The organism is Streptomyces milbemycinicus (genome assembly GCF_002154605.1).
Classification (GTDB): Bacteria; Actinomycetota; Actinomycetes; order Streptomycetales; family Streptomycetaceae; genus Streptomyces; species Streptomyces milbemycinicus.
In genome coordinates this window covers 1-23,719 of record NZ_MUNE01000148.1, presented here as the reverse complement: position 1 = coordinate 23,719, position 23,719 = coordinate 1, and the positions used below count along the sequence as shown (strand labels likewise).

The 23,719-nt window shown below is 74.8% G+C and carries 5 protein-coding genes; all 5 read right to left on the bottom strand.

The features are described 5' to 3' along the window. Positions 1-3: 3 nt before the first annotated feature. The gene (locus CCN51_RS13625; protein WP_014173987.1) at positions 4-4,932 is read right to left on the bottom strand and encodes a type I polyketide synthase; all 4,929 of its coding nucleotides are present in this window, start codon (positions 4,930-4,932) and stop codon (positions 4-6) included. 27 nt (positions 4,933-4,959) lie between these two features. Next, entirely contained in the window at positions 4,960-10,653 is a 5,694-nt protein-coding gene (locus CCN51_RS13620) for a type I polyketide synthase (RefSeq protein WP_425444760.1), read from the bottom strand. Positions 10,654-10,711: 58 nt separating this feature from the next. Further along, positions 10,712-16,330: a type I polyketide synthase gene (locus tag CCN51_RS13615; protein ID WP_086859580.1), complete on the bottom strand. Its 5,619-nt coding sequence runs from the start codon at positions 16,328-16,330 to the stop codon at positions 10,712-10,714. 54 nt (positions 16,331-16,384) lie between these two features. Further along, positions 16,385-21,436 (bottom strand): type I polyketide synthase, encoded by a 5,052-nt coding sequence (locus CCN51_RS59195; protein ID WP_014173984.1) that lies wholly within the window; start codon positions 21,434-21,436, stop codon positions 16,385-16,387. Between the two features lie 87 nt (positions 21,437-21,523). Further along, a partial coding sequence (locus tag CCN51_RS13605) for a type I polyketide synthase (RefSeq protein ID WP_143675798.1) occupies positions 21,524-23,719 on the bottom strand: 2,196 nt, incomplete at its 5' end.

The window sequence follows — 23,719 nt, the reverse complement described above, 5'->3', positions numbered from 1 at the left end:
TTCTCATTTCTGTGCGTCGTGTGCGTGACAGGGCCGGTGACCGCGCAGCCAGTCGTCGACGGCCCGGGCGCCGCGGGCCGCATGGGCGGCCTCGAGCATCGTGAAGTGGTCGCCGGGGACGTCCACGGTGGTGTGGTCCAGATGCCACGAGGGCCGCCAGTCGTCGGTTTCCGGCCGGAAACCGGCCATGGGCTCGGTGGCCCGCACCAGCAGCGTGGGCGTGGCCAGCTCCGGTACCGCGTAGTCGAAGGTGGCGTAGCAGGCCCGGGCGGTCACCCATGCCTCACCGTCGCCCGCGGTCGCGATCCGGTCCTGACGGGCCGCCAGCGCACCGTGGATCGCAGTCATCCACTCGGGTGAGCTCATCGCGTTGGGTGCTCCCCAGGTGGGAGTGTCCAGCAGGGCGAGCCCTCGGGCCGGGGAGCCGTCGCACTCCAGGCGCGCGGCCACCACGCTCGCAATGGAACCGCCCGCGGAGTGTCCGGCCAGCGCGAACGGTCTGCCGTCCGCCGCCCGCAGGACGGCCGTGGCGAGCACGTCGGCGAGCGCTTCCAGCGAGGCGGGCAGCGGTTCGCCGTCGGCGAAGCCGGGCAAGGTGATCACCGAGACACCTCGGCGGCCCTCGAATCCGGCGGCGAACCGAGCGTACTGGTAGAGGTTCTGCTGCCATACGAAGGAGGGGAAGCAGAACAGCTCCGCGCCGGCCGTCCCGGTCTCCTGGCGCAGCGTCACCCAGCGTGGGCCGTCGGGAAGTTCGGCGGCCGAGCCGAAGGTGGGGCGGAAGGCGGCCAGGCCCGCCATCAGCTTGTGCGCCGCCACGAACTTCCCCTCGGCGCAGGCCCGCAGGAACAGGGCGCTGAGACCCTCGTTCCCCCCGGCCTCCCGCTCACCGGCCGCCGCCGGGGCCGTGTCGCCGCCCGCGGCGCCGGCGCCGAGCCGGCCGGCCAGGTGAGCGGCGAGCGCACCGGCGGTGGGGTGGTCGAAGGCGACGGTGCCCGGCAGCCGCAGCCCGGTGGCCGCGCCGAGCCGGTTCCTGAGCTCGACGGCGGTCAGCGAGTCGAAGCCCAGGGTGGCCAGTTCACGGTCCGGGGCGACGGCTTCCGGGCCGGGATAACCGAGGATGTCGGCGATACGGGCCCGGACCAGCCCGGTGAGGGCGGCCGTGCGGTCCGGCTCGGGAAGGGCGGCCAGCCGCTCCCGGTCGGCCGCCCCGGGCTGCCGCCGGGCGGCATCCGGCTCCGCGCCGCCGCGCGGGGAGTCAGCGGCGGCACGGGCCGCCGCCGCTGCCCACTCCTCAGGGTCGACGGGGCGCAGGGTCAGGGAGCGTACGGAGGCGATGGGCGCGCCCTCGGCGTCCGCCACCCAGGCGGCCACCGACGCGTCGTCGCCCGGTGCGCCGGCCGCCGGGGACAGCCGTATCCGCAGCGTCCCCGAGCCGGGTGCGTGCAGGGTGACGCCCCGCCACGCGGCGGGGAGGGCCGCCTGGTCCGCCTCGGCGTACAGCGGGTGCAGCGCGGCGTCGAGTAGGGCGGGGTGCACCCCGAAGCCCGGCGCGGCGGGCAGCCCGTCGGGGGCCACGACCTCGGCGTACACCTCCTCGCCCACGGTCCAGGCGGCGCGCAGGCCGCGGAACGCGGGTCCCCAGTGGTATCCGGCGCGCGCCGCGCGCTCCCGCAGCCCGGTCACATCCAGTGGCCGGGCGCCCTTGGGGGGCCAGGCCCGCAGGTCGAAGGCGGGTGCGTCGCCGCGGCCGAGCAGGCCGGTGGCGCAGTGGGTCCACGACTGGCCGTCGTCCGCCGGGGTGTCCTGCGCTCTGGCGTACACCTCGACCGGATACCGCCCCTCCTCGACCGGTTCCGCCACGACGACGCTGACGGCCAGGCCCGCCCCGCCGGGGAGCGGCATCGGGGCCCGCACGGTCAGCTCCTCGACCCGATCGCGGTCCACCTCGCGGCCGGCCCGTAGCGCCAGCTCCAGCAGTGCGGTGCCGGGCACCGCCACGGCCTGGAGCACCGCGTGGTCGGCCAGCCAGGGCTGGGTGCGGGTGGTGATCCTGCCGGTGAGCACCACTCCGCCGTGGCCGGGCGTTCGTACGACCGCGCCGAGCAGCGGATGGCCGGCGGGGGCGAGACCGAGGGCGGAGGCATCGGCGGTGGTGCCGGGGCCGTTCTCCAGCCAGTAGTGGGCGTGCTGGAAGGCGTAGGTGGGCAGTTCGACGCGGCGTGCGCCGGTGCCGGCGTACGCGGTCTTCCAGTCCGGGACGAGACCGCCCACGACGGCCTCGGCGACCGAGCGGTGGAACCGTACGATGCCGCCTTCCTCCCGGCGCAGGGTGCCGACAGCGACGCCGTCCACTCCCGCCGTGTCGCAGATCTCCTGCACACTGACGGTGAGGACCGGGTGCGGACTGCATTCGACGAAGAAGCCGTGGCCGTCGGCCAGCAGGGCCCCGATCGTCTCGTCGAAGCGGACCGGCTGCCGGAGGTTGGCGTACCAGTACTCGGCGTCCAGGCGGCTCGTGTCGAGCGGCCCGGCGGTGACCGAGGAGTAGAACGGGATGGCGGCGCGGCGCGGCTCGATGTCCTTGACGAGGCTGACGAGCTGGTCGCGTACGACCTCCACATGGGGCGAGTGGGATGCGTAGGCGGCCGCGAACCGGCTCGCCCGTACGCCCTCGGCCTCGCAGCGGGCCACCAGCTCGTCGAGAGCCTCGGGGTCGCCCGCGACCATGGTCGAGGAGGGGCCGTTGACGACCGCGACGGTCGGCCCAGGGCTCCCGGTGGCGATGAGTTCGCGGACACGGGCGGCGCCCGCCCGTACGGAGACCATCGTGCCGCGCCCGGACAGCGCCTCCAGGGCGACCTGCGAGCGCAGCGCCACGACCTTGGCCGCGTCCTGGAGCGACAGCGCACCGGCCACACAGGCCGCGGCGATCTCGCCCTGACTGTGGCCGACCACCGCCGCGGGTTCCACCCCGGAGGACCGCCACAGCTCGGCGAGCGAGACCATCACGGCCCACAGCACGGGCTGGATGACGTCCACGCCCTCCAGCGGCGGGGCGCCCGGTGCGCCGCGCACCACATCGGTGGCCGACCACTCGGTGTAGGGCCGCAGCGCCTCGGCGCACGCGGTGAAGCGTTCGGCGAAGGCCGGGGAGGAGTCGAGAAGTCCGGCGGCCATGCCCGCCCACTGGGAGCCCTGGCCCGGGAAGACGAACACGGCCTTGCCGCGCGCCCTCACCACGCCGGCGGCCGCGGCCGGGTCCTCGGCGCCCTGGGCCAGCGCGGTCAGGGCCCGCAGCGTGTCCTCCCGGCCGGCCGCCACCACCGCGCCGCGGTGGTCGAAGGCGGCCCGGCCGGTGGCCAGGGAGTAGCCGATGTCCACCGGCCGCAGGCCGGGGCGGGAGCGCACATGGTTCAGCAGCCGCCGTGCCTGGTCGCGCATCGCGGCCTCGGTGTGCCCGGATACGGTCCACAGCGCCACCGGTTCCTCGGCGGCCGGAGCCCGCCCATCGGGCTCCTCGGCGGGGGCCTCCTCCACGATGACGTGGGCGTTGGTGCCACTGACGCCGAACGAGGAGACGCCCGCCCGGCGCGGCCGGTCCCGCTTTGGCCACCGGGCCTCGTCCATCAGCAGCCGGACCGCGCCGGCGGACCAGTCGATCTGCGGTGACGGGGCGTCCACGTGCAGTGTTTTCGGCAGCATCCCGTGGCGCAGCGCCTGCACCGTCTTGATGACACCGGCCACGCCGGCGGCTGCCTGGGTGTGGCCAAGGTTGGATTTCACCGAGCCCAGCCACAGGGGGCGGTCCTCGGAGCGGCCCCGTCCGTACGTGGCCAGCAGGGCCTGGGCCTCGATGGGGTCACCGAGGGTGGTGCCGGTGCCGTGCGCCTCGACCAGGTCGATGTCGTCGGGCTTCAGGCGGGCGTTGGCGAGCGCGGCACGGATGACCCGCTGCTGGGAGGGGCCGTTGGGGGCGGTCAGCCCGTTGCTCGCGCCGTCCTGGTTCACGGCCGAGCCGCGCACCAGGGCCAGCACCGGATGCCCGTTGCGGTGGGCGTCCGAGAGCCGTTCCACCAGTAGGACGCCGACTCCCTCGGAGAATCCGGTGCCGTCCGCCGCGGCGGCGAACGGCTTGCACCGGCCATCCGAGGCGAGCACGCCCTGCCTGCTGAACTCGAAGAACTCCACCGGGCTCGGCATCACCATCGCCGCGCCCGTGAGCGCGAGCGAGCAGTCGCCCGCGCGCAGCGCCTGGCACGCCAGGTGCAGCGCCACCAAGGACGAGGAGCAGGCGGTGTCGACCGTGACGGCCGGGCCCTCGAGGCCGAGGGCGTAGGCGACGCGCCCGGACGCCACGCTGGTGATGGAGCCGGTCATGGAGTACGCCTCGACACCCTCCGGAATCCGGTCCGTGTCGATGCCGTACCCCGCGTAAGAGGCCCCGTAGAAGACGCCTGTGGAGCTGCCGCGCATCCCGGACGGGTCGATGCCGGCGTGCTCGAACGCCTCCCAGGAGGTTTCGAGCAGCAGCCGCTGCTGGGGGTCCATCGCCAGCGCCTCGCGCGGGGAGATGCCGAAGAATTCCGCGTCGAACTCGGCACAGTCGTACAGGAATCCGCCCCGGAAGGAGTCGGCGCCACCGTGCTCACCGTACGGGCCGAGGCAGTCGGCCAGCAGTCCTTCGACGTCCCATCCGCGGTCGTCCGGGAGCGTGGAGATCGCGTCCCGACCGGAGGCGATCAGGTCCCACAGCCCGTCGGGGGAGGTCACCCCGCCGGGGAACCGGCACGCCATCCCGACGATGGCGACCGGCTCCCTGGACGCGGCGGTCAGCTTCTGGTTCTGCCGCCGCAGCCGGTCCGTCTCGGCCAGCGACGACCGCAGTGCTTTGACGATCTGCTCGGTGGAAGTTGCGGCGGGTTCTGCCATGATCGGCGCTCCTCGTGAAGGGGTGTCTCAGTTGTCGGTGTCTTCGAGCGCCATGCGTACGAGGTCTCCCACGTCCATCGTGGCGATGGCGTGCGCTTCGTCCGCTGCCGCGAGGCCCTCGTCGGCCGCGGTCCGCACCGCGCCGTCGCGGGCGAGGCGCAGCAGGGTGTCGAGGACACCCGCGGCGCGCAGTTCGCCGATCGGGACGGCCGCGAGCGCCGCCCTGACCTCCGCCTCCTCGGTCGCGTCCGGCATATCGCCGGCCGCGGCGCCGCCGGGGGGGCCGCCGAGTTCGTCGGTGAACTCGGCGAGGAGGTACCGGGCCAGCGCGTCCGGTGTCGGATAGTCGAAGATCAGCGTGGCGGGCAGCCGCAGTCCGGACAGGGCGTTGAGCCGGTTGCGCAGTTCCACGGCGGTGAGCGAGTCGAACCCGAGGTCCTGGAAGGCCCGGTCGGCCCGGACCGTGTCCACCGTGCTGTGTCCGAGGACGGCCGCGGCGTGGCCGCGCACCGTCTCGGTCAGCGTCTCCAGGCGGCGTTCGGCGGGCAACGCGGCCAGCCGCGGCAGCAGCGTCGCTGCCTCGGCGGGCGCGGCGCCGTCCGCGGCGCGCCGGGCCCGGGCCCGTACCAGCCCGTGCAGCAGCCTGGGCAGGACTCCGGCGGCGGCCTGGGCCTGGAGGACCGAGGGATCCAGTTTGGAGCCGAGCGCGAGCGGCTGGTCGTACGCCCGGGCCAGGTCGAACAGGCCGAGCCCGTGCGCGGCGGACATGGGCTGGGCGCCGCCGAGCCGGAACCGTTCGATCTGCGCGTCGTTCATGCCGGCCGTCAGCCCGCTCTCAGCCTCCCAGTAGCCCCAGGCGACCGCCATGGCGGGCAGCCCCTGGGCCCTGCGGTGGGTGACGAAGGCGTCCTGGAAGGCGTTGGCCGCGGCGTAGTTGGCCTGGCCGGGGTTGCCGATCAGCCCCGCGCCCGCGGAGAAGACGATGAACTGGGCGAGGTCCGTCTCCTGGGTGAGGTCGTGCAGATGCAGCGTGCCGTCGACCTTCGCGGCCATCACCCGCTCCACGCGCTCGGGCGTCATGCCCTCGACCACACCGTCGTCGACGATGGCGGCCGACTGGATGACCGCGGTGAGCGGGTGCTCGTCCGGGACGAGGGCCAGCGCGGCGGCGACCGCGTCCCGGTCCGCCACATCGCACGCGGCCCAGGTGGCGGTGGCGCCGAGGCCGGCCAGCTCCTCCTGGAGTTCGGCCGCGCCGGGCGACTCCAGGCCGCGGCGGCTGAGCAGCAGCAGATGGCGTACGCCGTGTTCGGCGACCAGATGCCGGGCGACCATCAGGCCGAGCGACCCGGACGCACCGCTGATCAGGACGGTCCCGCCCTCGGCGAACGCGGGCGGGGCCGGGTCCTTCGAGCCGTCCTGCGGCCGCACCCGGGCCAGCCGTGGGACCAGCACCTCGCCCTTGCGGATCGCCACCTGTCCCTCGCCCGCCTCGGCCGCGGCGGCGACCGCCCACTGGAAGACCGCGCGGCTCGCGTCCTCGTTGTCGACGTCGACCAGCAGGAAGCGGCCGGGGTGTTCGGACTGGGCGGAGCGGATCAGGCCCCACAGCGGGGCGTTGGCCAGGTCCAGCACGATCTCGTGCTCGCTGGTGGCCACGGCGCGGCGGGTGGTGACGACCAGCCGCGCACCGGTCAGCCGGGGCTCGGCGAGCCACTGCTGGACGAGGGCCAGGCCCCTGACCGTGGCGCCGCGCGCCCGGCGGGCGAGGCCGACGCCGACCCCGCCGCCCAGCGGCCGGAAGTGCACGCCGAACTCCGGTACGGGGCCGCCGCCGTCGATCGCCGCGCCCAGTTCGTCCACGTCCGCGTGGATGGACGCGCCAGCCGCCATGAACCCCTCCGACCAGGACGGCCGGATCTCCCCCGCGCTGACCAGCGGCCACGCCTGAGCCGTCGCGGAGGCGTCGGACGCGGGCAGCGGCAGGGGTTTCCAGTCGAGCCGGAACAGGGAGTTGTCGTAGCCGTCCTGGCCCCGGCGAAGCTGATCCACGGAGACCGGGCGGAACGCCAGCGACTCCACCGACGCCACCGGGGCGCCCGAGGCGTCGGCCACCTCCACCGCGACCGCGTCGGTGCCCGCCGACCGCAGCCGGGCGCGGACCGTCCTGGGCCCCTGGGCGAGCAGCGAGACGCCCCGCCAGCTGAACGGCATCAGCGCGCTGCCCGCGGTCTTCAGGAAGCCGCCGAGGCTCATCGCCTGGAACACTCCGTCCAGCAGCGCCGGGTGGAGGCCGAACCGGTCCGCGTCGCCCCGGAGCTCGTCCGCGAGCGCGACCTCGGCGAACACCTCGTCGCCGCGCCGCCACGCGGCCCGCAGGCCCTGGAAGGCCGGGCCGATCCAGTAGTCGGAGCCGACGGCCCGGTCGTAGAAGCCGTCCAGGTCCACCGGCTCGGCGCCGGCGGGCGGCCACACGGACAGCTTCTGGCCCGCGTCGGCGGCCTCCGCCACCAGGGTGCCCACGGCATTGCGCGTCCACGGCGCGCCGTCTCCGGTGTCCTGGGCGCGGGAGTGCACGGCGACGGTGCGGCGCCCGGACTCGTCGGGGGCGCCTACCAAGACCTGCACGAGGACTCCGCCCTGTTCGGGGATGACCAGCGGGGCACCCAGGGCCAGTTCCTCCAGGGCGGCGCATCCGGCCTCCTCGCCGGCGCGCAGCGCCAGCTCCACGAACGCGGTCCCGGGCAGCAGGATCATCCCGCCCACGGCGTGGTCGGCCAGCCACGGGTGGGTGTGCCGGGACAGGCGCCCGGTGAGCAGCAGTTGGTCCTCCCCCGCCACCTGGACGGCAGCGCCCAGCAGTGGGTGGCCGGCCGGGTCGAGGCCGAGGCCCGCGGCGTCGGCCGTGTCGTACTCGGCGTCCAGCCAGAAGTGTTCCCGCTGGAAGGCGTAGGTGGGCAGCTCGGTGCGGGCCGCGCCGGAACCGGTGAACACCGCGTCCCAGTCGACCGGCAGGCCGCGGACGTACCCCTCGGCCAGCGAGGCGAGGAACCGCTCGGCGCCACCGTCGTCGCGGCGGATCGTGCCGAGGGCCGAGGCGTCGGCGCCCGCGTCCTCGAAGGTCTCCTGGAGGCCGACGGTCAGCACCGGATGGGCACTGGACTCGACGAAGAAGCGGTAGCCGTCGGCCAGCAGGGCGCGGACCGCCTCGTCGAAGCGGACGGTTCGGCGCAGGTTGGTGTACCAGTACTCGGCGTCGAGCCCCTCGGTGTCGAAGAGGCCGCCGGTGACGGTGGAGTAGAAGGGGATGTCGGCGGTGCGCGGCCGGATGTCCTTCAGCGCCTCGACGACCCGGTCGCGGATGGCCTCGACCTGGGCGGAGTGGGAAGCGTAGTCCACGGCGATACGGCGGGCGCGCACACCGTCGGCCGCGCAGGCCGCGAGCAGTTCGTCCAGCGCCTCCGGCTCGCCGGAAACCACAGTGGAGGACGGGCCGTTCACGGAGGCCACCGAGACACGCGGCGCACATGGCGCGATGCGTGTGAGTACCTCGTCGGCGGTCAGCGGCACCGACACCATGCCACCACGGCCCGAGAGACCTTCGGCGATGGCCCGGGCGCGCAGTGCGACGCCCTTGGCGGCGTCCTCCAGGGTCAGGGCGCCGGCCACGGCGGCGGCGGCGAACTCTCCCTGGCTGTGGCCGATCACGGCGGCGGGCTCCACACCCACCGACCGCCACACCGCGGCCAGCGAGACCATCACGGCCCACAGCGCGGACTGTACGACCACCACGTCGTCGAGATCGGCGGCGTCGCCCTCGCCGCGGACCGCCTCGGTCACGGACCGGCCCAGGTACGGGCGCAGCGCCGCGTCGCACGCGGCCAGCCGCTCGGCGAACACCGGCGAGGACTTGAGCAGTTCCGCCGCCATCCCCCGCCACTGCGAACCCTGCCCGGGGAAGACGAAGGCGACGCGGGGGGCGCCCGCTCGGGCGGCGCCGGTCACCACGTTCGCCACGGGCACGCCCTCGGCGAGGGCGGCCAGCGCGCGCAGCGCGTCGTCGCGGTCGGCGGCGAGCACCACGCCCCGGCGCTCCATCGCGGCCCGGGTGGAGGTGAGGGACCAGCCGAGGTCCGGCAGCGACAGGTCCTCGCGGCCGGCGGCGTACGAGGCGAGCCGGCCGGCCTGGGCGCGCAGGGCCGCGTCGCTCCTGGCCGAGACGGGCCAGGGCACGACCGGCAGTTCGAGCCGGGGGGTGCCCGTCGGCGCGGCGGTGGCCACGGCGGTGGGCGGCGTGTCCTGGGATCCGGCCGGCTCCGCCGGGTGCACGTCGTCCTGTTCCGGGGCCTCTTCGAGGATGACGTGCGCGTTCGTGCCGCTGATGCCGAAGGCCGATACACCGGCCCGGCGCGGGTGACCGTCGCGTTCCCACGGCATCGGCTCGGTGAGGAGTTCCACCGCACCGGCCGACCAGTCGATGTGCGGCGAGGGGGCGTCGACGTGCAGGGTGCGCGGCAGTACGCGGTGGCGCAGCGCCATCACCATCTTGATCACGCCGGCGACTCCGGCCGCGTGGGCGGCGTGTCCGATGTTCGACTTGACCGAGCCCAGCCGCAGCGGTTTGCCCTCGGGCCGTCCCTGCCCGTATGTGGCCAGCAACGCGTGCGCCTCGATCGGGTCGCCGAGGTGGGTACCGGTGCCGTGTGCCTCCACCGCGTCCACCTGGTCGCCCGAGAGCCGGGCGGTGGCCAGCGCGTCACGGATGACGCGTTCCTGGGAGGGGCCGTTGGGGGCGGTCAGGCCGTTGCTCGCGCCGTCCTGGTTGATCGCCGTGCCGCGGATGACCGCCAGCACCCGGTGGCCACGCCTCCGGGCGTCCGAAAGCCGCTCCAGCAGCAGCACCCCGGCGCCTTCGGACGGGCCGAACCCGTCGGCGCCGGCCGCGAACGAGCGGCACCGGCCGTCGGGGGACAGCACCCGCTGGCGGCTGAAGGCGACGAATCCCGCCAGGGTGGGCATGATGGCCGCGCCGCCGGTGAGCGCCATCGTGCAGTCACCGTCCCGCAGCGCCTGAACGGCGAGGTGCAGCGCCACCAGCGACGACGAGCACGCGGTGTCCACCGAGACGGCGGGCCCCTCCAGGCCGAGGGCGTAGGCGACCCGGCCGGAGATCACACTGGCGAACGAGCCGGTGCCGGTGTATCCCTCCAGACCCTCGGGGACACGCTGGCGGCCGGTGACGTAGTCGATGGTCGCGGCGCCGACGAAGACGCCGACCCGCTGGCCCTTCACCGAGGTCGGCGCGATGCCCGCGCGTTCCAGGGCCTCCCACGAGGTCTCCAGCAGCAGCCGCTGCTGGGGGTCCATCGCCAACGCCTCACGGGGGTTGATGCCGAAGAAGTCCGCGTCGAAGTCGCCCGCCCCGTGCAGGAATCCGCTCTGCCTGACGTACGTCTTGCCCTCCGCGTCAGCATCGGGGTCGTAGATCCCCTCCAGGTCCCAGCCACGGTTGTCCGGGAAGTCGGAAATCGCGTCGCGGCCCGAGGCGACCATGCCCCACAGCTCCTCTGGCGAGGAGGCGCCGCCGGGGTAGCGGCACGCCATGCCGACGATGGCGATGGGCTGCGGCTCCTGCAACTCACGCACGCGCCTGCGTGCCTTGCGCAGATCCGCCGTCGCCCGCTTGAGGTACTCGCGGAGCTTGTCTTCGCTGTCCATCAGGCGTTACACCTATCCATGGTCGAGTCCAGCCGGTTGCCGAGGGCGTCGCGGGCCGCGGTCACGGCGTGTCCAGTTCGTCGTCGAGCAGCGCGAAGAGTTCGCTGTCGGAGGCGGAGCCGAGGTCCTCGTCGGATCCGTCGGCCGCCTGGGCGGTGCCGCCCGTGCCCGCGTCGTTCCACTTCGACATCAGGGCGTTCAGCCGGGCCGTCACCTTCTGGCGTGTCCCGGTGTCGGTGGCCGCCACCGCGAGCAGGACGGACTCCACCCGTTCCAGCTCCTCGAGGGCGGGCGGCAGGGCCGTACCCCCCTCCGGACCGAGCTGCTCGAGGACGAACCCGGCGGTGGCGTTCAGCGTCGGGTGGTCGAAGACCAGACTCGCGGGCAGTTGCAGACCGGTGGCCGCCTGGAGCCGGTTGCGCAGTTCGAGCGCGGTGAGGGAGTCGAAGCCGAGCTCCTTGAACGCGCGGTCGGGCTCGATGGCCTCCGGTGTACCGTGCCCGAGCACCGAGGCGACATGGCCCCGGACCAGCTCGACCAGGGTGTGGTGTCGGTCCGCCGCGGACAGCCCGCTCAGCCGCCGCGCCAGGCCCGCCTCGCCGGACTCCCGCTCGGCCGCCCGGGCGGCGCGCCGGGCGGGCGCCGCGCGCACCAGGCCGCGCAGCAGGTCCGGCAGGGTGCCGTCGGCGGCGCGGGTGCGCAGCGCGGCGGTGTCCAGTGTGACGGGCATCAGCAGGGCTTCGTCGAGGGCCGCCGCTGCGTCGAACAGCCCCGTGCCCTCGTCCTCGGACATCGGCAGGATGCCCGCCCGCGCGAACTTGGCGGTGTCGGCCGCCTCGCCCATGGCGCTGCTCCCTGCCCACAGGCCCCAGGCCAGGGACTGGGCGGGCAGCCCCTGAGCGCGGCGGGCCTGGGCGAGCGCGTTCAGGAAGGCGTTCGCCGCGGCGTAGTTGGCCTGCGCGAGGCTGCCGAGCACACCCGACGCGGAGGAGAACAGCACGAACGCCGTCAGCTCGGCGTCGCGGGTGAGCTCATGCAGATGCACCGCCGCGTCCACCTTGGGGGCGAACACCCGGGCCAAGTCCTGGCCGGAGAGCGATTCGAGGGGGGCGTCGGAGAGCACGCCCGCGGCATGCACCACACCGGTCAGCGGGTGTTCGGCGGGGATGCCGGCGAGGAGCCGGGCGAGCGCGTTCCGGTCGGAGACGTCGCACGCCGCGACGGTGACGGTCGCGCCCATGGCGGTCAGCTCGCGCTCCAGGTCCCGCGCGCCGGCCGCCTCGGGGCCGCCACGGCTGACCAGCAGCAGGTGGCGTACTCCGTGCCGGGTGACCAGGTGGCGGGCGAGCACGCCGCCGAGGCCACCGGTGCCGCCAGTGATCAGCACGGTTCCGCGGTCGCTCCAGGACGGGGCGGCGGCGCCGCCGGCGGCGGCCCGCACCACCCGGGGTACCAGGACGGCACCGGCCCGCAGGGCGATCTGGGACTCGCCGGAGGCGATGACCGCCGGGACCGCACTCGGGAACACCGCGAGGGAGCCCGGGTCCACGTCGATGTCCAGCAGCGCGAAGCGGCCGGGGTGCGCGGCCTGCGCCGACCGCACCAGCCCCCACAGCGGTGCGTACGCCAGGTCGGCCGCCGCGTCGGCGGCGCACGCGGCGACTGCGTCCCGGGTCGCGACGACCAGGCGTGAGTCCGTGAACCGCTCGTCGGCCGACCACTGCTGGACGAGGGTGAGCAGCCGGGATGCCGACTCCAGGGCCTCGCCGGTGAGGTCGCCGCCGGTGCGCGCGGGTCCGCCACGGGAGACCACGACCAGCTCGGGCGCGGGCAGCCCGGCGTCCACAGCCTCGGCCAGCGCGTCCAGGTCCCGGTACATCTGCGGGTAGGCGCCCGACTCCTCCAGCGCGTCGGTCAGCCCGAGCGGGTCGTCGCCGAGGATGACCCAGTCGGCGGTCTGGCCGGGCGCGGGCACCGGGGACCACTCCACCCGGTACAGCGAGGCGCGGGACGCTCCCGCGCCGCGCATCTCCTCGGCCGTCACCGGCCGGGGCGCCACGGCGTCGACGGAGGCGACGGGCGCGCCGGTGGCGTCAGCGACGGTGACGGTCACCGCACCGTCGTCGCCGGCCGGGCGGATGTGCACGCGCAGGATGCTCGCGCCGACGGCGCTCAGCGTCACCCCGGTCCACTCCGACCACAGGGTGCTGCCCTGCGCCTCCAGCAGCGCCGGGTGCAGCGCGGCGTCCAGCAGGGCGGGGTGGAGGCCGAACCGTGCCGCTTCGGCGGCCCGTTCCTCGGGCAGCGCCACCTCGGCGTAGTACTCCTTGCCGACGCGCCACACGGCGCGCAGGCCGTCGAAGGCCGGGCCGTAGGTGTGGCCCGCGTCGGCCATCCGGGTGCGGAAGTTGGCCACGCTGACCGGCTGCGCGTCGGCGGGCGGCCAGGCCGCCGGATTCGGGACCGCCGGCGCCTCCGGCGCGGTGGCCGCGAGCACACCGGTCGCGTGCCGGGTCCACGGTGCGTCGAACTCGCAGCCCTCGGCGCGCCCGTACACGCCCAGGGCCCGGTCGCCGGAGGTGTCGGGGGCGGCCACCGTGACCTGGATCTGGACGGCGCCGGTCGCGGGCAGCGCCAGCGGGGTGTCCACGGTCAGCTCCGCGAGGTGTTCACATCCGGCGGCCTCGGCGGCCCGCAGTGCCAGCTCCACGAAGGCGCTGCCGGGCAGCAGCGCGGTGCCGTGGGCGGCGTGGTCGGCCAGCCAGGTGTGGGTCCGCGTCGACAGACGGCCGGTCAGCAGCGTCTCGCCGCCGCTCGCGAGCCGTACCGCTGCGCCCAGCAGCGGATGGCCGGTGTCACCGAGCCCGAGCCCGGCGGGGTCGCCCGCCTGCCCCGCGGTGGTCTCCAGCCAGTACCGCTCCCGTTGGAAGGCGTACGTGGGCAGGTCGGTATGGTGCGCTCCGGTGCCCGCGAACACGGCGTCCCAGCCGACCGGCAGGCCGCGCACGTACCCCTCGGCGAGCGAGGTGAGGAACCGGGTGGGGCCGCCCTCGTCACGGCGCAGCGAGCCCAGGGCCACCGCCTCGGTGCCGGCGTCCTCGAAGGTGGCCTGCATGCCCGTCGTCAGCACCGGGTGGGCGCTGTTCTCGACGAAGAACCGGAAGCCGTCGGCCAGCAGAGTGCGGACCGCGCCCTCGAAGTCCACCGGCTGCCGGGCGTTACGGAACCAGTAGCCGGCGTCGAGGGTGGCGGTGTCGACCAGGCCACCGGTGACCGTGGAGTAAAACGGCACCTGTCCGCGGCGCGGAGCGACATCGGCGAACATCTTCAGGATGCGTTCGCGCAGCGGGTCCACCTGCGCGCAGTGCGAGGCGACCGTGGAGCCGACCACACGGGCGCGGATCTCCTCGCGCTCGCATTCGAGGACGAACTCCTTGAGGGCCGCCGTGTCCCCGGCCACGGTGACCGCGCCCGGGCCGTTGCGGCCCGCAATCACCAGCGAGCCGTCCCACGGGGCCAGCCGCTCGGCCACCACGCCGGCCGGCAGCGCCACCGAGGCCACCGCGCCCCGGCCGACCAGTTCCTCGGCGAACAGGGCGCTGCGCTGGACGACGATCCGGGCCGCGTCCTCGAGGGAGAGGCCGCCCGCCACGTACGCGGCCGCGATCTCGCCCTGGCTGTGGCCGACTACGGCGGCCGGCTCCACACCCGCCGCCCGCCACAGCGCGGCCAGGGAGACGTTGACGGCGAACAGCACCGGCTGGAGCACCTCGATGGGCTCCATGGACAGCGCGTCGGCCGCACCCCGGACCACATCGTCGACCGACCAGCCCAGGTGCCGCCGCAGCGCCGCGTCGCATTCCGCGAACCGCTCCGCGAACACCGGCGAGGAGGCAAGCAGTTCCTTCGCCATGCCCCGCCACTGCGAACCCTGACCGGGGAAGACGAACACCACACGGCCGCGGACATCGACGATGCCGGAGACGACATGGGCGGCGGGCGTGCCCTCGGCAACGGCGCTCAACCCCGACCGCACGGTGTCGGGCCCGTCGGTCAGGATCACACTCCGGTGCTCCAGCGCCTCGCGGGACAGCGCCAGCGACCGGCCGGTGTCCACGGCACGGAGGGCGGGGTGTTCCCGGACATGGGCCGACAGCCGTTCGGCCTGGGCGCGCAGCGCGGCGCCCGTGCGGCCGGACACCGGCCACGGCACCACCCCGCCGACCAGGCCCAGCGTGGGCCGCGGGGCGATCGCCTCGCCGTTCGCCGGCGCCTCGACGGCTTCCCCGGGCTCCTCGGCGGGGGCCTCTTCGAGGATGACGTGGGCGTTGGTGCCGCTGATGCCGAAGGCCGACACCCCCGCCCGGCGGGTCCGGCCGTTCGCCGCCCACTTCACCGGCTCGGTCAGCAGCCTGACGGTGCCCGCCGACCAGTCCACTCGCGGGGTGGGTGCGTCCACGTGCAGCGTCTTGGGCAGCAGGTCGTGGCGCAGCGCCTGCACCATCTTGATCACCCCGGCCACGCCCGCGGCGGACTGGGTGTGGCCGAGGTTGGACTTCACCGAGCCCAGCCACAGCGGCCGGTCGGCGGAGCGGTCCTTGCCGTAGATGGCAAGCAGCGCCTGCGCCTCGATCGGGTCGCCCAGCGTCGTCCCCGTGCCGTGCGCCTCCACGGCGTCGATCTCGTCGGCGGTGAGGCGGGCGCTTGCGAGCGCGGCCTCGATGACGCGCTGCTGGGAGGGGCCGTTGGGGGCGGTGAGGCCGTTGCTGGCGCCGTCCTGGTTGACGGCGGAGCCGCGGACGACGGCCAGCACCCGGTGGCCGTTGCGGCGGGCATCGGAGAGCCGCTCCAGCAGCACCAGCCCGGCGCCTTCGGAGAACCCGGTGCCGTCGGCGGCGGCCGCGAACGCCTTGCAGCGGGCGTCGGCGGCCAGGATTCGCTGGCGGCTGAACTCCACGAACTCCATGGGGCTCGGCATCACCATCGCGCCGCCCGCGAGCGCCAGCGAGGACTCCCCCGCGCGCAGCGACTGCACCGCCCAGTGGAGTGCGACGAGCGACGAGGAGCAGGCCGTGTCGATGGTGACGGCGGGCCCCTCCAGGCCGAAGGTGTACGACACGCGGCCGGAGACGACGCTGTTCGCGGACCCCGTCATGGTGTAGCCCTCGAGGCCGTCGGGGATCTGCTCGACGTCCGCGCCGTAACCGGTGTACGAGGCGCCGACGAATACGCCGGTGCGGCTGCCACGCAGCATTCCCGGGTCGATTCCGGCCCGTTCGAACGCCTCGTAGGAGGATTCCAGGATCAACCGCTGCTGCGGGTCCATCGCAAGGGCCTCGCGCGGGGATATGCCGAAAAGGCCCGGGTCGAAGTCGGCGGCGGTTTCGATGAATCCGCCCTCGCAGGCGAGTTCCTTGCCCTCGGGGTCGGTGAGGTCCAGGGCCGTCAGGTCCCAGCCGCGGTTGCCGGGGAAGGGGGACATCGCGTCGCCGCCCTCTGCGAGCAGGTTCCACAGACTCTCCGGGGACTCCGCGCCGCCGGGGTAGCGGCAGGCCATGCCGATGATCGCGATGGGCTCGTGGTCCTTGCCCTCGACCGACCGCAGCCGCCGCTGGGTCTGGCGCAGGTCGGTCATGACCTTATTGAGGTATTCCCGAAGCTTCTTTTCGTCGTTCGTCATGTCAGTACTCTCCGGTGATAGCTGAGAAACCTGAGGGACTTTCCGGCGAGCAGGTCACGTAGTTCCCAGCTCTCGATCAATAAGGTCGAACATCTCGTTGTTGCTCACGGCCGTGAATTCGGTGTCGTCCGGCTCCGCACCGTGGACCGGAGTGGCGGTGGAATCGTTCGCACCCCATTTCCACAGCAGCTTTTCCATCCGGCCGGTGAGGGCCGCGCGGGCCGCGTCGCCGGGCGGAGCTTGCGCCAGGACGGCTTCCAGAGCCTCCAGTTCGGCGAGCCCGGGCAGCGCGCCCTCGTCTGCGGCGAGGCCCATCTCCCGCCACAGGTGCTGGGCGACGGCCTCGGGCGTGGGGAAGTCGAAGACGAGGGCGGAGGGGAGGGTGAGACCGGTGGCGGCGCCGATCCGGTTGCGCAGTTCGACCGCCATGAGGGAGTCGAAGCCCAGCTCGCGGAAGGGCTTGTGGGGGTCGATGGCGTCGCGCGCGTTCTCGTCCAGGGTGACGTGGCCCATCACGACGCCCGCGTGCGAGCGGACCACTTCGAGCAGTTCGTGTTCCTGCTCGGGCCGGGACCGCCCGGCCAGCTTCGCCCGCAGGCCGTCGGCCGCCGCGCCGCCGGTCGCGGGGTCCTCGGCCGCCGCGCCGGCGCCGTCCGCCGCGAGTGCCCGTACCGCCTCGGGGATCTCGGCGAACAGCGCGGTGGGCCGCTTGGCGTGGAAGACCGGCGCGAAGCGGTCCCAGCGCAGGTCGATGAGGACGGCGGTGGTCTCGTCGCGGTCCAGGACGTGCCGGAGGGCGGTGACGGCCAGTTCGGGCGCCATCTCGTGGATGCCTTCGAGCCGGCCGCGCGCGCCGACCGCCCCGGCGGCCATCCCGGTTCCCGCCCAGGTGCCCCAGGCCACCGAGGTGGCGGGCAGGCCCTCGGCGCGGCGGGCCTCGGCGAGCGCGTCCAGGAAGGCGTTGCCGGGCGCGTAGTTGCCGAGGGCGGGCAGTCCGAAGGTGGCGCCGAAGGACGAGCACAGGACGAACGCGGACAGGTCGAGGTCGCGGGTCAGTTCGTGCAGATGCAGCGCGCCGTGCGCCTTGACCCGCAGGACGCGGTCCATCTGTCCGGGGGTGAGCGAGTCCACCACCCCGTCGTCCAGGACGGCGGCGACGTGGATGACGGCGGTCAGCGGATGCTCGGCGGGGATGCCGTCGAGCATCCGCGCGACCGCCTCGCGGTCGGCGACGTCGCAGGCCACGACGGTGACGCGGGTACCGAGCGCGGTCAGTTCGGCCACCAGCTCGTCCGCGCCGGGCGCCTCGGCGCCGCGCCGCCCGGCCAGCACCAGATGGCCGGCGCCGGCGCGGGCCAGCGAGCGGGCCAGATGGCCGCCGATGCCACCGGTGCCACCGGTGATCAGCACGCTCCCGTCCGGTTTCCACGCGCGCACCACAGGGGTGCCGGCGGCCGGGGCGTGGACGAGGCGGCGGGCGTGGAGTCCGGCGCCGCGTACGGCGAGGTGGTCCTCGTCGGCCGGACCGGCGAGCCCGGCTGCCAGCCGGGCGACGGCGGCGTCGTCCACGGTGGCGGGCAGGTCGGCGAGCCCGCCCCACAGATGGGGCTGTTCGAGCGCGAGGACCCGGCCCAGGCCCCAGACATGGGCCTGTACGGGGTGGGTCAGCGGATCGTCCGCGCCCACCGACACCGCGCCGCGGGTGGCGCACCACAGCCGCGGGGTGGCACCCGCCTCCTCACTGGCCTCGACGAGCGCCTGGGCGAGGGCCACGGTGACGGCCAGGCCGGTGGGCAGGGCGGGGTGCCCGGGGTGCGGGGCCTCGTCGAAGGCGAGGAGGGACAGGACGCCGGCGACGCCGTCGGGGTGGGTGAGCTCGGTACGCAGCAACTCGGCCAGGTGGCCGCGGTCCGCCCCGGCCGGGTCCACGACCAGCCGCTCGGCCCGGGCACCGTGGCCGGTGAGGGCCCGGAGCGCACCGTCCGCCCAAGGATCCTCGGCCGCGCCCTCCGGAACCAGCAGCAGCCAGCGGCCGGTGAGGGACAGCGAGATGGCGGGGGCGAGCGGACGCCAGGTGACGCGGTAGCGCCAGCCGTCGACGGCCGACTGCTCACGGCGCCGCCTGCGCCACGACGACAGCGCGGGCAGCACCGCGCTCAACGGCTGGTCGGCGCCGATCTCCAGCTCGGCCGCCACCTGGTCCAGGTCGCCGCGCTCGACCGCCTCCCAGAACCCGGCCTCCGCCGGGTCGGCCGCGGGGGCCGTAGTGGTCCTGTCCGCCCCGGTGGGCTCCTCCAGCCAGTAGCGCTGCCGCTGGAAGGCGTACGTGGGCAGCTCGACGGGGCGGGGGTCCGTCCCCGCGAACACCGCGTCCCAGTCGACGCCGAGGCCGCATACGTACCCCTCGGCGAGCGAGGTCAGGAAGCGGACGGGACCGCCCTCGTCGCGGCGCAGCGTGCCCAGCGCGACGGCGGCACGGCCGGTGTCCTCGAAGGTCTCCTGGAGACCGACGGTGAGCACCGGGTGGGCGCTGGACTCGACGAAGAAGCGGAAGCCGTCGGCGAGCAGCGCCCGGACCGTCTCGTCGAAGCGGACGGTCCGGCGGAGGTTGGTGACCCAGTACTCGGGATCCAGCCCGGCGGTGTCCATGAGCCCGCCGGTCACGGTGGAGTAGAAGGGGATGTCCGAGCCGCGCGGTGTGATGCCGTCGAGGGCGTCCAGGACCTGGGCGCGAATGGCGTCCACCTGGGCGGAGTGGGAGGCGTAGTCCACGGCGATCCGGCGGGCGCGTACGCCGTCGGCCTCGCAGGACGCCAGCAGTTCCGCCAGCGTCCCGGGCTCGCCCGAAACCACCGTGGACGAGGGCCCGTTGACAGAGGCCACCGAGATCCGCTCACCCCACGGCTCGGCGCGCTTGGCGGTTTCGGCGGCGGGCAGCGGGACGGACACCATGCCGCCCTTGCCCGACAGCACCTGGCCGATCGCCCGGGCCCGCAGCGCCACCACGCGCGCCGCGTCCTCCAGCGACAGCGCGCCGGACACCGCGGCGGCGGCGATCTCGCCCTGGCTGTGGCCGATCACGGCGTCCGGTTCGACGCCCGCGGACCGCCACACCGCGGCCAGCGACACCATCACCGCCCACAGCGCCGACTGCACGACCTCCACCTCGTCGAAGGAGGGCGCGCCCGGGCCGCCGTGGATGGCCTCGGTCACCGACCAGCCCACATGCGGCCGCAGCGCGGCCTCGCACTCGGCCAGCCGGGCGGCGAACACGGGTGAGGCGGAGAGGAGTTCGATCGCCATGCCGCGCCACTGCGAGCCCTGGCCGGGGAAGACGAACACGACCCGGCCCGGCTCCTTCGCCACACCGGTGACCACTCCGGCGGCCGGCAGCCCCTCGGCCAGCGCCGCGAGCCCCGCCAGCGCGCCCTCGCGGTCCGCGGCCAGCACGGCGCCGCGGTGTTCGAAGGCGGTGCGGGTGGTGGCGAGGGAGTGGCCGGTGTCCGTCAGGGAGAGCCGCGGGCGGGCGGTGGTGTGCGCCGCGAGCCGGGCGGCCTGGGCCCGCAGCGCGGGCTCGGACCGGCCCGACACCACCCACGGAACGACGGCCGAGGTGAGCCCGGCGCCGCCCGCGATGCCGGGCGCGGTGCCGGTCTGGGTGTTGGGCTCGGTGCCGGTCCGGATGCCGGGCTCGGTGCCGCCCGCGGTGCCGGGCTCGGGCGCCTCCTCGAGGATCACGTGGGCGTTGGTGCCGCTGATGCCGAAGGCGGAGACCCCGGCCCGGCGCGGCCGCCCCTCGGCCGGCCGCCACTCCATGGGCTCGGTCAGCAACTCGACCGCGCCCGAGGACCAGTTGACATGCGAGGTGGGTCGGTCCACGTGCAGCGTCCTGGGCAGCTTCCCGTGTCGCATGGCCTGCACCATCTTGATGACCCCGGCCACGCCCGCCGCCGGGCCGGAGTGGCCGAAGTTGGACTTGATCGAGCCGAGCCGCAGCGGCCGGTCCGCCGGCCGCCCCTGCCCGTACGTGGCCAGCAGCGCCTGCGCCTCGATCGGGTCGCCGAGGGTGGTGCCGGTGCCGTGGGCCTCGACCACGTCTACATCGGCGGGGGTGAGCCGGGCGTTGGCGAGGGCGGCGCGGATGACCCGTTCCTGGGCGAGGTTGTTGGGGGCGGACAGTCCGTTGCTGGCGCCGTCCTGGTTGAGGGCGGAGCCGCGGATGACGGCGAGCACCCGGTGGCCGTTGCGCTGGGCGTCCGACAGCCGCTCGACCAGCAGAACGCCCGCGCCCTCGGCCCAGTTGGTGCCGTCCGCCGCCTCCGCGAACGCCTTGATCCGCCCGTCCGGGGCAAGCCCCCGCTGACGGCTGAACTCCACGAACGCGTCCGGGACCGGCATCACCGTCACGCCCCCGGCCAGCGCCATCGAGCACTCCCCCGCCCGCAACGCCTGCACCGCCAGATGCAGCGCCACCAGTGAGGACGAGCACGCCGTCTCCACGCTCACGGCGGGCCCCCGGAGCCCGAGGGTGTACGCGATACGGCCCGAAGCGACGCTCGCCATGGTGCCGGTGATCACATACCCCTCGACCGACTCCGGTGTCTCGCTCAGCCGCGACACATATTCGGTGGCGACGATGCCGGTGTAGACACCGACCTGGGTCTCCTCCACGGCCCGCGGGTCGAGCCCGGCCCGTTCGAACGCCTCCCAGGAGGTCTCCAGCAGCAGTCGCTGCTGCGGGTCCATGCCCAGCGCCTCGCGTGGGGTGATGCCGAAGAAGGCCGGGTCGAAGTCGCCCGCGCCGGTGAGGAATCCGCCGCTGCGGACGTAACTCGTGCCCCGGGAGTCCGGGTCCGGGTCGTACAGCCCGGCCACGTCCCAGCCCCGGTCCTCGGGGAACGGGCCGATGGCGTCCCGGCCCTCCGCCACCAGCTCCCACAGGTCCTCGGGGGATTCCACCTCGCCGGGATAGCGGCAGGCCATGCCGACGATCGCGACCGGCTCATGGTCGGCCGCCTCCGCCTCACGCAACCGCCGGCGGGTCTGGCTCAGATCCGCCGTCACCCGCTTGAGGTAATCGCGAAGCTTCTCTTCGGTGTTGCCCATGTCCCCCAGCACTCCTTCGAAACCCCGTCAAGCCCGTCAGCCCGTCTGTGCCGTGCACCGCCGCGTCCGCGCCGTGAACCGCTCCGCTCAGGAGGCGCCCAGTTCCTTGTCGATCAGCGCGAACATCTCGTCGTCCGAGGCGGTGTCGAGCGCGTCCCGCCCGAGCACGCCCGCTGAGGCGTCACCCGGATCACCGCTCCACTTCCACAGCAGGGCCTCCAGCCGCTGGGTGATCTGGTCACGTATCCCCGGGTCCGGGGCCGTGGCCAGCTCGGACAGTTGGGCGTCGAGCCGGTCCAGCTCGGTGAGGACCGGTGGCACGGCGGCCTCGCCCGGCCGCATCTCGTCCAGCAGGAAACGGACCAGCGCCAGCGGCGTCGGGTAGGTGAAGACGAGGGTGGCGGGCAACTGCAGCCCGGTGGCCGCACCGAGCCGGTTGCGCAGCTCGACGGCGGTCAGCGAGTCGAAGCCGAGATCCTTGAACGCCCGGTCGGCGGCCACGTCGTCCGCGGTGGCGTGGCGCAGTACGGCGGCCACCTCCGTACGCAGCAGCTCCAGCAGGGTGCGCTCCTGATCGGGGCGGCCCATCCCGGCCAGCCGCCGGGCCAGTTCGGTCCGTCGCGCCCCCTCGCCGCCCGGTCCCGGCGCCGCCGCCCGGCGCGCCGGGGCGCGCACGAGGCCGCGCAGCGGGGCGGGCAGGGCGCCCGGGGTGGCGGCCGTGGCCAGCGCCGGGGTGTCGAGCCGTACGGGCACGGTCAGCGCGTCGGCGCCCCGGAGCGCGGCGTCGAACAGGGCAAGCCCCTCGGCAGTGGTGAACGGCAGCACACCCGAGCCACGGGCGTCCGAACCCTCCGGTGCGGCGGCCTCCCACGGGCCCCAGGCCAGGGATACGGCGGGCAGCCCGGCGGCGCGGCGGTGCTCGGCGAGCGCGTCCAGGAAGACGCCCGCCGCGCCGAGGTTGGCCTGCCCGGGGTTGCCGAGCGTCCCGGCGACCGACGAGAACAGGACGAAGGCGGCCAGACCTGGGTGGTCGCGGGTAAGGTCGTGGAGGTGCGCCGCCACGTCCGCCTTGGGCCGCAGCACACCGTCGAGCTGGTCGGCGGTCAGCGCCCCGATCAGCCCGTCGTCCAGGGCGCCGGCCGCGTGCACGACGGCGGTGAGGGGATGCGCTGCGGGGACGGTGTCCAGTACGGCGGCGAGCGCGTCGCGGTCCGCCGCGTCGCAGGCCGCGACCTCGACGCTCGCCCCGGCCTCGGTCAGTTCCGCCAGCAGCCGAGCGGCCCCGGGCGCGGCCGGCCCCCGGCAGCCGACCAGCAGGAGGTGGCGTACGCCGTGCTCGGCGACCAGGTGGCGGGCCAGCAGCCCGCCGAGCGTGCCCGTGCCACCGGTGATGAGCACGGTGCCCTCGGGGTCCAGGGGGACGGGCCCGGTGGCGGGGCGCGGGGCGCGGACCAGGCGCGGTACGAGGACGGCCCCCTCGCGGATCGCCACCTGCGGCTCGTCCGACGCGACCGCGGTGGCGACGGCCGCCGCCAGCGCGCCCCGCGAGGACTCGCCCTCGTCGATGTCCACCAGCACGAACCGGCCCGGCTGTTCGGCCTGCGCGGCGCGCACCAGCCCCCACAGCGGGGCGTGGACGAGGTCCGCCACGCCCTCCCCGTTACGGACCGGCACCGCGCCCCGGGTGACGATGACCAGCCGCGAGGTGGCGGAGCCGGTGTCGGCCAGCCACTCGCGCAGCAGTCCGAGCGCCCCGGCGGTCGCCTCGCGGGCGCGCCCGGCGAGGCCGGGAAGACCGGACACAGCGTCCACGGCCGGTCCGTACGACACGACGGCGAACTCGGGTGCGTCGTCGTCCGCGACTTCGGCGGCGCTGAGAACGGTGGCGAGCTTGAGGTCGTCGGTGTCCAGCACCGTCCACCGGGCGGTGGCGGCCGGATCCGGCGCTTCTGTGATCCGCGGCGCGGGAACCCAGTCCAGGCGGAACAGCGCGTCGCGCGTGACGCCCACGGCTGCACGCAGCCGCTCCGCCGCGACCGGGCGCACGGCCAGGCCCTCGATGGACGCCACCGGGGCGCCGGTCGTGTCGGCGAGCGCCACGGACACCGCTCCCGCCTCGTCGGCGGGGCGGATCCGGACGCGGAGCGCGGTGGCGCCGACGGCGTGCAGCACGACGGCCGTCCAGTCTGCGGGCATGCGTATCGCGCCGGTGTCCGGTCCATCGGATTCACCAGGTTCACCGGATGCACCGAAGAGGGCGGGGTGCAGTGCGGCGTCCAGCAG

Coding starts and splice junctions, on each gene's coding strand:
- CCN51_RS13625 (WP_014173987.1), bottom strand. CDS start 4,932: ATGGCAGAACCCGCCGCAACTTCCACCGAGCAGATCGTCAAAGCACTG.
- CCN51_RS13615 (WP_086859580.1), bottom strand. CDS start 16,330: ATGACGAACGACGAAAAGAAGCTTCGGGAATACCTCAATAAGGTCATG.
- CCN51_RS59195 (WP_014173984.1), bottom strand. CDS start 21,436: ATGGGCAACACCGAAGAGAAGCTTCGCGATTACCTCAAGCGGGTGACG.